The organism is Burkholderia sp. A2 (genome assembly GCF_001729305.1).
GTDB classification, from domain to species: domain Bacteria; phylum Pseudomonadota; class Gammaproteobacteria; order Burkholderiales; family Burkholderiaceae; genus Burkholderia; species Burkholderia sola.
This window is the reverse complement of record NZ_LZXX01000115.1, coordinates 1-13,011: the sequence shown is the minus strand read 5'-3', so window position 1 is coordinate 13,011 and position 13,011 is coordinate 1. Positions and strand designations below refer to the sequence as shown.

Sequence of the window (13,011 nt, the reverse complement as noted above, 5' to 3'; positions counted from 1 at the left end):
GTAGTGCCATTGCGTCGCGAAGCCGTCTCTCAGTGCGGCTTCACGACGGTCCAGAAGTAATAGCCGAGCGGAATCGCGAGCACGACGAGCCCCCACGACACGTCGCGCCAGCGGCCGGCCAGCAGCTTGACCAGCACGTAGCACAACAGCCCGCCGGCAATGCCGGTGCCGAAGCTGTTCGACATCAGCGTGAGCAGCACCATCGACATCACGGGCAGCGCATCGGTGAAGTCGTCGAAATGCGTATGGCGGATCGTCGCGAACATCGACAGCCCGATCAGGATCAGCGCCGGCGCCGTCGCTTCCTTCGGGATCGCGAGCGCGACCGGCACGAACAGCAGCATCGCGGCGAACAGCACGGCCGCCGCCACCGACGACAGCCCGCTGCGGCCGCCCGACTCGACGCCGGCCGCCGATTCGATCAGCGCGGTCAGCGCGGGAATGCCGAACACGGGCCCGAGCGTCGCGGCGAGCGAGTCGACGAGAAACGGCCGGTTGATGTTCGGCAGGTTGCCCTGTTCGTCGAGCAGGTTCGCCTTCGCGCCGACCGCGAGCGCGGTGCCGAGCGTCGAGAAGAACTCCGCCGCGAAGAATGCGAACAGGTACGGTGCGGCGGCCAGGCTCAACGCGCTGCCGATGTCGAGCTTGAACGCGATCGGCGCGATGCCGTGCGGCAGCGACATGAACGACGCGGGCAGGTGCGTGACGCCGAGCGGCACGCCGGCCGCGGCGGCGACGAAAATCGCGATCAGGATCGCGCCGGGCACCTTGCGCGCCTGCAGCACGATCGCGACCGCGAGGCCGATCAGCGCGACGAGCGCGCCCGGCCGCGAAAAGTCGCCGAGCGCGAACGCGTTGGTCTTCGCGTTCGCGACGACCATCCCCGCATTGCGCAGCCCGAGCATCGTGACGAACAGTCCGATCGACGCGCCGAGCCCGAACTTGATCTGCACCGGAATCAGCCGCACCACGACGCCGCGCGCGCCGAGTATCGTCAGCAGGAAGAACAGCACGCCCGACACGCACGCGATGCCGAGGCCCGTCTGCCAGCCGACGTGCTCGGTCGTCGCGAGCGTCACGCCGATGATCACCGAGCCGCCGATACCGGGGCCGACGAGGAACGGCAGATTCGCGTAGAGCCCCATCAGCGTGGTGAACAGCACGAACACGACGATCGTCGCGGTCGTGGCCGCGCCGCGGTCCATGCCGCCCGTCGCGAGCAGCGACGGGATCACGACGAGCAGGTACGCGGCCGCGAGAAACGACGTGACGCCCGCGATCGTCTCGGTGCGCACGCTCGTGCCGCGCGCGGCGAGCGCGAAGCGCCGCTCGAGCCAGTTGGCCGGCGCGCGCGCCGGCATCGTGTCAGTCGCTGACATGGTGGTTCTCCTGTGATTCCGAATATTGTCCTGTGTCGGGGCGTGCAGCGCGGTCTTATACTGCCGCGTACCGCATCCCGACCGTCATTGCCCGATGTCCGACCGCTCGTCGCTACTCCCCGCGCTCACGCTGCGGCAGGTCCAGCACTTCGTCGTCCTCGCACACGCACGCAGCTTCACGCAAGCCGCGCAAGCGCTGTCGCTCACGCAGCCCGCGCTCACCGCGTCGATCCGCCAGATCGAGTTCCTGCTCGGCGGCCGCCTGTTCGCACGCACCGCACACCGGCTCACGCTGACCACCGCGGGCGAAGCCGTGCTGCCGCTCGCCGAGCGTCTGCTCAACCAGGCGCGCGGCACCTTCGACGACATGACGCGGCTCATCGGCGAACGCATCCAGACCGTGCGCATCGCGTTCATCCCGTCGGTCGCGGGCCGCCTGCTACCCGCGCTCAACGCGCTGCGCGGCACGCATCCGACGCTGCGCTTCACGCTCACCGATTTGCCGAACAGCGCGCTCGTCGAAGCGGTGCGCGACGGCGTCGCGGATCTCGGCATCGGCGTGCGCGAGCCCGACGGCGACGACGGCACGCTGCGCTACCGGCAACTGTTCGAGGACGAGATCGTGATCGTCGTGCGGCACGACGATCCGCTCGCCCGCGCGAAGAGCGTCACGTGGGCGAAGCTCGTCGATCGCGACCTCGCGGTGTTCGTGCGCGGCAGCGTCAGCGAATCGCTGCATCGCACCGGCGGCGCCGGGAAGCTGCGCCTGAACGTCACGTACCGGATGGAATACACGGAGCCGCTCTACGCGCTCGCGCGCAACGGCCTCGCGACCGCCGTGCTCCCGAGCCTCTACACGATGCATCTGCACGATCCCGAACTCGTCGCGCTGCGCGTCGACAAGCCGCGCGTCACGCGTGCGATCTCGCTGATCTCGCTCGCCGCCGACGATCGCGGCCCGCACGTGCGGGCGTGCCGCGAGTGGATCGAGAAGCACATCTGATTCCGTTCGCCGCGCTTGGCCGCCCGCACTCAGGGCAGATTCGCGATGCGTGCGACGAGCGTCGCGTAGAAGCGGTCCGCGTCGACCTCGTTGATCCACGTTGCATTCGCCGTACGGCCGCTGCGCCCGTTCCAGTCGACGATCGTCTCGCCGAGCGTCCACTGCCCGGTCGTCTCGACCACGACATTCACCTTGCGGCCGCCGAACAGCGTCGGATCGACGAGATAGCCGACGGCCGTCGGGTCGTACATCGGCGCGTCTTCAACGCCGCGCCGCTTCTTGTTGTATGCAAGCTCGGCCTCCATGATGTCGGCGACGATCGCGCCGCAGCGGTTGCCGAGCGCACGGAACGGCGCGACGCGCGCCGGCGTGATCGGCGCCTTCACCGCGACGTCGCGCGGCAGCACGACGATCGGCACGCCGCTGCCGAACACCACGTCGGCCGCCTGCGGATCGACGTAGATGTTGAACTCGGCGGCCGGCGTGATGTTGCCGCGCTCGAAGAACGCGCCGCCCATCAGCACGATGTCGCGCAGCGCACCGCGAATCTGCGGCGCTTCGACCAGCGCGGTGGCGAGGTTCGTCAGCGGGCCGAGCGCGCACAACGTCACGCTGTTCGGCGCCGCGCGGCTCAGCGTATCGACGAGGTACGACACCGCGTGGCCGGCGGCGAGCGGCGCGCGCGGCGTGTGCAGTTCGACGCCTTCGAGCCCGGTCTTGCCGTGCACGTTCGCGGCCGTCACCAGATCGCGCACGAGCGGACGCGGGCAGCCCGCGTACACCGGCAGCGCGTTCGTGCGGCCGGCCCAGTCGCGGATGATCCGCGCATTGCGTTCGGTCAGGTCGAGCGGCACGTTGCCGGCCACGGCCGTCAGCGCGCGCACGTCGAGGCGGTCCTGCGCGCCGAGCGCGAACAGGATCGCGATGGCGTCGTCCTGCCCCGGGTCGGTGTCGATGATCACCGTTCGGCGCGCGGCGTCGGCGCCGGCCGCGAATGCGCCCGTTTCGGGCAGCAGCGCGGTGCCGGCCAGCGCGGCGGACAGTTTCAGGAAGGTGCGGCGGGAGGCGATCGAATGAGTCATGGTCGGGCGCTCAGAACACGTGCCGGACGCCGAGCGTCGCCATCATCTGGCGCGTGCCGGTCGAACGCGCATACGCGAAGATCTGCGCATGGTCCGCGTCGCCAGCCGCCTGCTGTACGATCACCGTCAGCGCGACGTCGGTGCGTTTGGACAGGAAGTAATCGGCCTGCAGGTTCACCTGATGCCATTTCGGACGCTTGTCGATCACGTCGTACTTGCCGTTCGTGAACGCATACGCGGCGCCGAGAAAGAGTTGCGGCGTCATCGTGTAGACGACGTTCACGCCCAGGTTCTGCAGGTGCAGGTGCGAATTGTCGAGGTAATCGTAGCGCACGTCGGTGAACATCGCCGCGAACTGCGCGCGGCCGATCGTGTAGAAGCCGCCCGTGCCCGCGATCCGCTGCCGGCTTGCGTATGCGGCCGGCGACATCGCGCTCTTGCTGAAGATCAGCAGCGGCGACGCATAGTCGTTCGCGATCGCGCCATCCTGGTTCGTCGCGCTGTACGGATGGTTGTACTGCGCATAGACCACGCTCCAGCGCAGCGGGCCGCGCTCATAACCGAGCCCGAAGCTGTACGCGCTGTTGTTCGCGAAACCGGTCGCATTGCTGAAGCCGTACAGCGCGGTGAACTTCAGCCCGGAGTAGACGGGGCTCACGTACTTCACCGAGTTCTGCACGCGGATGTCGTTGTAGCCGTTGTCGTTGTCGCCGATGTTCACGCCATTGCTCGCGATGATCACGGGCCCGATGTAGTCGTGGATCGCATCGTACTGGCGACCGAACGTCAGCGAACCGTAGGTACGATCGGCGAGCCCGACGTACGCCATGCGCCCGAACTCGCGGCCGTTCTGTGCGGCCGTGCCCGTCATCACGTTGAAGCCGTTCTCGAGCTGGAAGACCGCGGACAGCCCCTGCCCGAGATCCTCCTTGCCCTTCAACCCCCAGCGCGGGTTCTGGTTCGTGCCGGACAACGCCTGCCACGCGTTCTTGCCGCCCTGGTTCGTCGCGAACCCGACGCCGGCCGAGATGAGACCGTACAGCGTGATGCTGCTTTGCGCACCGGCATGGGTCGCGAAAGCGCCGAGCATCGCGAGCGGGGCGAGCTTGTAGAGAGTTTTCATGCGGGTCGTGTGGTCGGTGGTGGTCCAGGCGCGGCAGGGGTTCCGCGAAACTGGACTCGACTATACGAACCCGGATCGGATAATAAAAGTTTGCTTTCCTTATATGTCAATAAATCGGATTTATTCTCATCTGCGCGCATTCCGCTCTCGGCGAACCGACGCTCAGTCCGCCGTGTCGCCGCCCTTCGGCAGCTTCGACCACGCGCCGCGCCCCGGCATCGGCGACCAGGCGGGGCGGGTCTTGCGGGCGCTGTCGATCACGACCAGGTAGCGGCCCGCGATCGGCGTGACGTCGCGATCGCGACGCAGCACCCACAGCGACTTGCCGGCCTCGACGCGTGCCTGATAGTCGTCGTCGAGCACCCCGTGCTGGTCGAGGAACGTGTTCAGCGACGCGGGAATCCGCACGCAGCCCTTCGAATGCCGGATGCCGAGCAGCGCTTCGAGCCGGTCGGGGTCGGTCGCATGCATCTGGAAGCGCATCGGCGACACGCCGCCCTTGCCCCAGCCGCGCTCGCCATCCACCCAGCCGAAGTCGTAGATGCGCATGTCGCGGCGGCCGTAGCCGCGAATGCCGTTCTCGTTCGTCGTGCCTTCCGCGCGGAAATCCATCGTGTCGGGCGAGTGATGAAACACGCCGAGCGGCGTCAGGAAATGGTCGTACTGGCCCGGCAGCCCGGTGCCGACCGGCGACGCGCCGATCATCAGCCACGCATTGGCCGGCGTCGCCCGGAAATAGATGAACAGCGCCTGCACGTTCGGCGCGCGATCGACCATCGCGACGTATTCGCCGGCGAGATCGCCGAGATCCGCATCGGCGAGCGCTTTCTGAAGGCGGTCGCCGTACGCGCGCTGTTCGTTCGCGGGTACGTTCAGGCGTCGCGTGACTTCCTGCGTGAAGCGCTTGCGCATGTCGAGCGCACGGGTCGTCGCGTTTTGCGCCTCCTCGGCCGACAGCGGCGGATGCCGACGCGGCGGGGTGGGCGGAGGCGGCTCGGCCTCGCTGGCGGGCGCGCCGGATGCGGCCGATGCAGGCGCGGCGGCCGACGCGGCGGAAGCCGAGGAAGCGGCCGACGCCCCCGATGCCGCATTCGCGGGTTCCGCGTGATTCATGTGATTCGCGTGTGACGCGGCGGATGCCGGCGCTGCGGCCGATGCACCCGACACCGCATGCGCAGACGGCTGCGTGCGGGACGCTGCCGAAGCAGGCGACGCAGCGGACGAAGATGACGCAGCAGACGATGCAGCGTCGGACGCGGCAAAGGCAGGCTGCTCGGCGAGAACGGAAATCGACATCGCGACAGCGAGCCACACGTATGCGGCAACTGCACGGTTGAGGCAACGCGGCTTCGCAAAGCGCCGCGTCAGAGGGACAAGAATCATACGTTCGAAGCCATCGGCCGATCCGGCCGCCGCATGCTGCTGGTGCGAGCGGCGCATCTTCCGCGCAAGCCATCGACACGTCCGGCGCATCGTGCGCGCCCGGCGCCGACGCCTCTTCGCGGCGGAGCCGTTCGCTGATGCAACGCGGGTGCTCCGATGGCGGCTAATGAGTCGTCAGGCCCTTCATTCTACTCGTCGATGCGCGAATCGGCAGCGCCCGGACGCGCGCTTTTACGTGTAATTGCGCTTCGTCACGCTTTGTTTCAACTCGTTGCCGCCGGGGTTTTCTTTGCGTGGCAGGTTGGCGTGCTGGACGTTGTCGGCGCGCGTCCGAAAGTTTGCGTGCTTCATCCGGATTCGATCGCGTTTGCGGGTTGATTCGCACCGCAAATCATTTTGACGATGCGGCACACCGGGACGCAACCGTGTCGCACGCATCCCGCACGAATCGTGCGACATGCGTGCGCACCTGCCGACTACTTCGAGATGGCTTCGAGTGCGATGCCCTTCGTGCGCGGCCCCATCCCCCCGATCGCGGCCATCACGACCACCATCGCGCCCGCGATGAACGCGAACACGCCGAACGTGCCGAAACCGCGCAGCACGGCCGCGATCACGAACGACGAGAAGATCGCCGAGAACCGGCTCCACGAATAGACGAAGCCGACGGCCCGCGCGCGAATCGACGTCGGGAACAGCTCGGCCTGGTATGCATGGAAGCTGTACGACATGATGTTGCTCGCGAGCGTGAGGCCAATGCCGAGCACGATCAGGAACGCGCCCACCGTCGTCTGGCTGAACAGCAGCCCGCAGACGACGATCGCCGCCGCCATCGCGATGATCACCGACTTGCGCTCGAAGCGGTCGGCGATCACGAGGCCGATCAGCGGGCCGATCGGCGCCGCGAGCGCGATCACGCTCGAATACATCAGGCTCGACGTGATCGTGATCCCCTGCTTGATCAGCAGCGTCGGCACCCAGTTCGCAAAGCCGTAGAAGCCGACCGTCTGGAACACGTTGAAGATCGTCATCATGATCGTGCGGCTGCGATACGGCGGTACCCACATGTCGCGGAAGCTGCCGCGCGGCGGCACGGGTTCGGCCGGCGCGGGCGGCGGCAGCGGCCGCCCGTATTCGGCTTCGACCTTCGCCTCGAGCGCACGCATGATGCGGTCGGCTTCGTCGACCCGCCCCTGCTGCGCGAGCCAGCGCGGGCTTTCAGGCAGTTCACGGCGTATCCACCACACGAACAGCGCGCCATGCGCGCCGATCAGCACGACCCAGCGCCAGCCGTCGAGGCCGAACGGCGCGTGCGGCACGAGCAGGTAAGCGAGGAACGCAACCACCGGCACCGCGACGAACCCCACTGCCTGTTCGCACGCGAACGCGCGGCCGCGGATCTGCTTCGGCACGAGTTCGGAGATGTACGTGCCGATCGTCACCATCTCGACGCCGAGGCCGAGACCGACGACGAAGCGCCAGAAGTTCAGTCCGGTGGCGGTGTCCTGGAACGCCATCACGACGTTGGCGGCCGTGTACCACAGCAGCGACCACGTGAAGATCGCGCGGCGGCCGAAGCGGTCGGCGAGGAAGCCGCACGCGATCGTGCCGATGAAGAGCCCGGAGAACAGCGCGGCGATGAAACTCGCGACGCCCGTGGTGCCGAACAGGCCGTGCGTCGTCGCGGACAGGATGCCGCTTTTCACGAGGCCCGGTGCGACGTAGCCGCTGTAGAGCAGGTCGTAGAGCTCGAAGAAGAAGCCGAGGCTCAGCAACACGACGAGCTTCCAGACGCTGCGTGTCGGCGGCAGGCGGTCGAGACGGGCCGAGATGGAGCCGGGGTCGATGGAGGGGAATTGGGCAGGTGCCTGGGAAAGGCTGTCCGTTGAGGCCATCTTGGGCGCGTCTCCTGATCGTGTCGTGTTGTGCGTCGTTCTCGGGCGGATCGCCGAACCGCCGCCGGGCGAATCGCTGCATTGTACCGGCACGCCCGTCCGGCGCACGGGCAAGCCGGCAGGACGGCGGCGCCGGGCGCCGAAACCGTTCGACGCCCCGTTTTCCGCCGGGACATTGTGTAAATTGCGTAACCGTCTGTCGGGTTCGGAAAGCGCGCCGGCGGGCCGTTCCCGGGCCTTCCGCCCCCGCGCGCCGGCCGCGCAGGCCGGCAACAACGGGACTGCCGCGCTGTTTCGCACAGGCGCGCACCGTCCGAATCGCCGCGACCGAGGATACGCAATCGGTACAACCACGCGTTCCGCGCCCCGGTAACATGCTACCGGGCCAACTACCGGCTTCCGGCTGCCTTTCGGCAACCGGTATTGTCGGCAAATCGTAAGCATTCCATGTCCATACAACGACTATCCACGTATGCCCGCCGGCTCGCGCTGATCGCGCTGCTGCAGTTCGCGGCGATCGCGACCGCGTCGGCGTTTCCGGCGGCCGCTTCCGCGCCCGTCGCGAGCGGCGTCGGCGCGACCGTGCCCGCCATCTCGCTGCCCGACGCCATCGCGCAGCTCAAGCAGATGCAGGCCGAGCTGGACCGCATCAAGCAGCAGACCTCGACCGCGTCCAACAGCAAGGAGCTGGACGGGCTCGACGACTCGGCGCAAGAGCTGAGCACCGATGTCGCGAAATTGCAGAGCGATCTCACGCTGCAACGCACGCAGGTTCAGGCGCAACTCGACGTGCTCGGCCCGCCGCCGGCCGAGGGCGCCGCGCCGGAAACGCCGGCCGTCGCAAAGCAGCGGGCCGCGCTGGACGCACGCAAGACGCAGATCGATGCGGCGCTGAAGCAGGCCGCCGACCAGAAGACGAGTCTCACGAACCTGACCGAGCAATTCGCGAAGCTGCACCGCAGCCTGCTCAAGAACCAGCTTGCGTTCCGTTCGGGCAGCATCTTCAGCGCGCAGTTCTGGCTGCCGCTGTTCCACCTGTCGCCGGACGACCGTCAGCGGCTCGACGATTTCAACGGCGAACTGTTCGACATGCTGCGCTCGTCGTGGGTGCCCGGACAACGGGTGCTCACCACGCTGCTGCTGATCGCCGCGTTCGCCGCATGGCTCGGCGGTCGCCGGCTCATCGAGCGCGGGCTCGCCTGGATCGCGCTGAACCGCCTGCCGCCCACCCGCTTGCGCCGCAGTGCGCTGGCGCTGTCGACCGCGTTGTCGACCTTCCTGGCGACGGCCGTCGCGATTCAGATCCTTTACCTCGCCGTCGCGCGCCACTACGAACTCACGCCGTCGCTGACCGATCTGTGGGACCAGTTCGCGAAGCTCGCCGCGACCTGCGCATTGATCGCGGGGCTCGGCCGCGCACTGCTCTGCACGAAGCATCCGTCGTGGCGCCTGCCCGCGCTGGCCGATCCCGTCGCGCTCGCGATGAAGCCGTTCCCCGCCGTCCTGGCCGGGCTGCTGCTGGTGTCGGGCACGCTCGAATCGATCAACCGGATCGTCGACACCAGCCTGTCGGTCACGCTGTTCGGGCGCGGCATCGTATCGCTCGTCGTCGCACTGACGGTCGGCGCGTCGCTGTTGCGCGCGAACCGCGCGCGCAGCGCCCTCGCGGCGGCAGGCGAGGCGCCCGAGCAACGCTCGACGCTCGCGGGCCTGATCCATGCCGGCGTCACGCTCGCGATCGTCGCGTCGTTGATCGCACTCCTGATCGGTTACATCACGGTCGCGCGCTTCATCACGTACGAGCTCGTGTGGTTCGAGATCGTGCTGTGCGCGACCTACATCCTGATCCAGCTGACGCGCGACGCGAGCGAAAGCCTGTTCTCGTCGAGCCTGTCGACGGGCCAGCAGATCAAGCACCTGTTCGCGCTCGAAGATCGCCACCTCGACCAGGCGCGTACGGTGCTGTCCGGCTTCGGCACGAGCCTGCTGATGCTGATCGCGGCGATCGCGCTGTTGACGGGCGGCTTCGGCACGACGCCGGGCGACCTGCTCGACAGCGCGGTCGCGATGATCGGCAGCCAGCGGCTGCAGAGCCTGAACATCATGCCCGACCGGATCATGAACGCCGTGATCGGCTTCGCGATCGGCTTCTACCTGCTGCGCTCGCTGCGCCGCTGGCTCGACGGCGAGTTCATGCCCGCGCTCGGCATGGATACGGGCATGCGCGTGTCGCTGATCACGTTGTTCACCAACGTCGGCTACGTGCTGCTCGTGCTGATGACGCTCGGGCTGCTCGGCGTCCGGTGGAGCAATCTCGCGTGGATCGTCAGCGCGTTGTCGGTGGGTATCGGTTTCGGCCTGCAGGAAATCGTGAAGAACTTCGTGTCGGGGCTGATCCTGTTGACCGAGCGCCCGGTGAAGGTGGGCGACATGGTCAGCATCGCGGGCGTCGAAGGCGACATCCGTCGCATCAACGTGCGCGCGACCGAGATCCAGCTCAGCGACCGCTCGACCGTGATCGTGCCGAATTCGCAGCTGATCTCGCAGAACGTGCGCAACGTGACGATGGGCAACAGCACGCAGGGCGTCGCGACGCTGGTGCTGACGTTCCCGCTGAACACCGATCCCGAGCAGGTGCGCGACCTGCTGCTCGACGCGTATCGCGAGCACCCGGCGATTCTCGACAAACCGGCGCCGTCGGTGACGTTCAGCCAGCTCGCGCCGGACGGGATCACGCTGAGCGTGACGGGTTACGTGTCGAGCCCGCGGATCGCGAGTTCGACGAAGAGCGACCTGCTGTTCGAGATTCTCAAGCAGTTGCGCGCGGCGGGGATCACGCTGTCGAGCCCGCAGATGCTGGTCGTGCAGAACATGCCGACGAACGATGGTTCCACGCGGCCCGAATCGTAAGCGAGCCATTGCGCGGCGACGCTCACGATCGATCGGCGCGCCGCACGCATCGCAATAAACGACAAGGGCCGGTTACCGCTTCCGCGGCAACCGGCCCTTTCATTCGACTGTCGAAGCGCCCTGGCCGGGCGCCTGCATCACACGTCGAACTTCACCCCCTGCGCCAGCGGCAACTGCCGGCTGTAGTTGATCGTATTCGTCGCACGGCGCATATACGCCTTCCACGCATCCGAACCCGACTCACGCCCGCCGCCCGTTTCCTTCTCGCCGCCGAACGCGCCGCCGATTTCCGCGCCGCTCGTGCCGATGTTCACGTTGACGATCCCGCAATCGCTGCCGGCCGCCGACATGAACTGCTCGGCCTCGCGCATGTCGTTCGTGAAGATCGCCGACGACAGGCCCTGCGGCACCGCGTTGTGCACGTCGATCGCGTCTTCGAAGTCGTCGTAGACCATCACGTACAGGATCGGCGCGAACGTCTCGCGCTCGACCACCGCCGATTGCTTCGGCATCCGGACGATGGCCGGACGCACGTAGTACGCATCCGCGTGACCGACGTCGACGCGCTCGCCGCCCTTCACTTCGCCGCCCTGCTCGCGTGCATCGGCCAGCGCCTTCTGCATCGCGTCGAACGACGCACGATCGACCAGCGGGCCGACCAGCGTGCCTTCCTCGAGCGGGTTGCCGACCTTCACCGACGCGTAAGCCTTCTCGATGCGCGGCAGCAGTTGCTCGACGAGGCTGCGATGGACGATCAGGCGGCGCAGCGTGGTGCAGCGCTGGCCGGCCGTGCCGACCGCCGCGAACGTGACCGCGCGCACGACGAGGTCGAGATCCGCGCTCGGCGCGACGATCATCCCGTTGTTGCCGCCGAGTTCGAGAATGCCGCGTGCCAGGCGCTGGCTCAACACCTTCGCGACTTCCTGGCCCATCCGCACGCTGCCCGTCGCGCTGACGACCGGCACCTTCTTCGACGCCGTCAGCACCTCGCCGACATCGCGCATGCCGAGCACCAGCTGGCTCAGCTCCGCCGGCGCGACGCCCGGATGCGTCTTGTCGAACTCGCGGAGCGCCTTCTGGAGCAGCACGTGGCATGCGATCGCGGTGAGCGGCGTCTTCTCGGACGGCTTCCACACGACCGAATCGCCGCACACGAACGCGAGCGCCGCATTCCACGCCCACACCGCGACCGGGAAGTTGAACGCCGAAATCACGCCGCACACGCCGATCGGGTGCCACGTTTCCATCATCCGGTGGCCCGGGCGCTCCGATGCGATCGTGAGGCCATAAAGCTGGCGCGACAGGCCGACCGCGAAATCGCAGATGTCGATCATTTCCTGCACTTCGCCGAGCCCTTCCGACGTGATCTTGCCAGCCTCGAGCGTGACGAGGCGGCCGAGCTCGGCCTTGTGCTCGCGCAGCACGTTGCCGAACACGCGCACGAGTTCGCCGCGCACCGGCGCCGGCACCGTGCGCCACTTGAGGAATGCGTCGTGCGCGGCGTCGATCTTGCGCTCGGCGTCGGCGGGCGAGTCGACGGCCAGCGTCGCGAGCGTCGCGCCGTCGAGCGGCGAACGCGCGGTCAGCGCATTGCCTTTCCACTGGGCGAGATCGATGTCGAGCGCGGCAAGAATGTCGTTGAATTGCATCACTTCCTCTTCAGGGACAGATTGATCGGTGCGGCGGCAGCGCCGCCCGCGTGATTCGATTGGAGCGCGTTCGAGCGCCTCGTGCAAGCGGATGCGCCGCGCGGCGGGCCCGGTGCGCCATCCGGCGCATCGCGCTGCGCCGCCGCCGGCAGGTCCGGCCGGACGGCGCGCCCCAGCCTCGCGAGGCACGATCCATGAAACACATTGTCGATGGCCACAAGTCCGGCCGCTATTGATATTAACTCACGACTTCATTCCCAAAACGCAAGAAGTCCGCCGCGCGGACGGGCCGGTTCCCGCGCCGATATCGGACGCTTCCAGAGCCCACGGACGGGTACGCGGACACGTCCCGATCCGACACAAGTTGATGACGATCCCGCATCACCCTGTGCGGAAATATCGTTTGCCGCCCGCGCATTCGACCCCACACAATCGGTGCGACGTCGAGGTGCAACGCACCCGGCGCGCCGCCGGCCGCCACGACCGCCGCCGGACGACCGACGAAGGCGACACGCACCACGGCCCGGCTCAGCGGGCCCGCGTCGCACCGCATCACCGCTGCCCGGCCCGCGGCCGGCAGCGCGTCG

10 protein-coding genes are annotated in these 13,011 nt (G+C 67.8%); 3 read left to right on the top strand and 7 right to left on the bottom strand.

Going from position 1 to position 13,011, the window contains the following annotated elements; genetic code table 11:
* Positions 1–29: 29 nt before the first annotated feature.
* Positions 30–1,379, bottom strand: a complete 1,350-nt coding sequence (locus A9Z05_RS26095) for an NCS2 family permease (protein ID WP_069620641.1) — start codon at positions 1,377–1,379, stop codon at positions 30–32.
* Between the two features lie 94 nt (positions 1,380–1,473).
* Here A9Z05_RS26095 and A9Z05_RS26090 point away from each other — a divergent pair, with 94 nt between their 5' ends.
* On the top strand, positions 1,474–2,382 hold the full coding sequence (locus A9Z05_RS26090; RefSeq protein WP_069620640.1) for a LysR family transcriptional regulator: 909 nt from the start codon (positions 1,474–1,476) through the stop codon (positions 2,380–2,382).
* A gap of 29 nt (positions 2,383–2,411) precedes the next feature.
* On the opposite strand, the gene A9Z05_RS26085 is transcribed toward A9Z05_RS26090, so the two are convergent.
* The 5 genes from A9Z05_RS26085 to A9Z05_RS26070 form a co-directional block, all read right to left on the bottom strand.
* Positions 2,412–3,464, bottom strand: coding sequence for a nucleoside hydrolase (locus A9Z05_RS26085; protein WP_069620639.1), 1,053 nt, complete (start codon positions 3,462–3,464; stop codon positions 2,412–2,414).
* Positions 3,465–3,474: 10 nt separating this feature from the next.
* Positions 3,475–4,587: a porin gene (locus tag A9Z05_RS26080; protein ID WP_069620638.1), complete on the bottom strand. Its 1,113-nt coding sequence runs from the start codon at positions 4,585–4,587 to the stop codon at positions 3,475–3,477.
* Positions 4,588–4,749: 162 nt separating this feature from the next.
* The gene (locus A9Z05_RS26075; protein ID WP_084044449.1) at positions 4,750–6,060 is read right to left on the bottom strand and encodes a hypothetical protein; all 1,311 of its coding nucleotides are present in this window, start codon (positions 6,058–6,060) and stop codon (positions 4,750–4,752) included.
* Positions 6,061–6,201: 141 nt separating this feature from the next.
* Positions 6,202–6,429: a hypothetical protein gene (locus tag A9Z05_RS37035; protein ID WP_176730249.1), complete on the bottom strand. Its 228-nt coding sequence runs from the start codon at positions 6,427–6,429 to the stop codon at positions 6,202–6,204.
* Positions 6,430–6,446: 17 nt separating this feature from the next.
* Positions 6,447–7,865: an MFS transporter gene (locus A9Z05_RS26070; RefSeq protein WP_069620636.1), complete on the bottom strand. Its 1,419-nt coding sequence runs from the start codon at positions 7,863–7,865 to the stop codon at positions 6,447–6,449.
* A gap of 447 nt (positions 7,866–8,312) precedes the next feature.
* Between A9Z05_RS26070 and A9Z05_RS26065 the strand changes: the two genes are divergently transcribed.
* Positions 8,313–10,775 carry a DUF3772 domain-containing protein gene (locus tag A9Z05_RS26065; protein WP_069620635.1) on the top strand — a complete coding sequence of 821 codons (2,463 nt, stop codon included), beginning with the start codon at positions 8,313–8,315 and terminating at the stop codon, positions 10,773–10,775.
* 137 nt (positions 10,776–10,912) lie between these two features.
* Here the strand turns inward: A9Z05_RS26065 and A9Z05_RS26060 are convergent, their stop codons facing one another.
* Complete coding sequence (locus A9Z05_RS26060) at positions 10,913–12,424, bottom strand: aldehyde dehydrogenase family protein (RefSeq protein ID WP_069620634.1); 1,512 nt, start codon at positions 12,422–12,424, stop codon at positions 10,913–10,915.
* 367 nt (positions 12,425–12,791) lie between these two features.
* Here A9Z05_RS26060 and A9Z05_RS37285 point away from each other — a divergent pair.
* A partial coding sequence (locus A9Z05_RS37285) for a hypothetical protein (RefSeq protein WP_218077821.1) occupies positions 12,792–13,011 on the top strand: 220 nt, incomplete at its 3' end.

What these genes read in the sequence shown, in the direction of transcription:
- A9Z05_RS26085 (WP_069620639.1), bottom strand. Translation starts at nt 3,464, where the DNA reads ATGACTCATTCGATCGCCTCCCGCCGCACCTTCCTGAAACTGTCCGCC.
- A9Z05_RS26065 (WP_069620635.1), top strand. Translation starts at nt 8,313, where the DNA reads ATGTCCATACAACGACTATCCACGTATGCCCGCCGGCTCGCGCTGATC.
- A9Z05_RS37035 (WP_176730249.1), bottom strand. Translation starts at nt 6,429, where the DNA reads ATGTCGCACGATTCGTGCGGGATGCGTGCGACACGGTTGCGTCCCGGT.
- A9Z05_RS26090 (WP_069620640.1), top strand. Translation starts at nt 1,474, where the DNA reads ATGTCCGACCGCTCGTCGCTACTCCCCGCGCTCACGCTGCGGCAGGTC.
- A9Z05_RS26080 (WP_069620638.1), bottom strand. Translation starts at nt 4,587, where the DNA reads ATGAAAACTCTCTACAAGCTCGCCCCGCTCGCGATGCTCGGCGCTTTC.
- A9Z05_RS26095 (WP_069620641.1), bottom strand. Translation starts at nt 1,379, where the DNA reads ATGTCAGCGACTGACACGATGCCGGCGCGCGCGCCGGCCAACTGGCTC.
- A9Z05_RS26060 (WP_069620634.1), bottom strand. Translation starts at nt 12,424, where the DNA reads ATGCAATTCAACGACATTCTTGCCGCGCTCGACATCGATCTCGCCCAG.
- A9Z05_RS26070 (WP_069620636.1), bottom strand. Translation starts at nt 7,865, where the DNA reads ATGGCCTCAACGGACAGCCTTTCCCAGGCACCTGCCCAATTCCCCTCC.
- A9Z05_RS26075 (WP_084044449.1), bottom strand. Translation starts at nt 6,060, where the DNA reads ATGCGCCGGACGTGTCGATGGCTTGCGCGGAAGATGCGCCGCTCGCAC.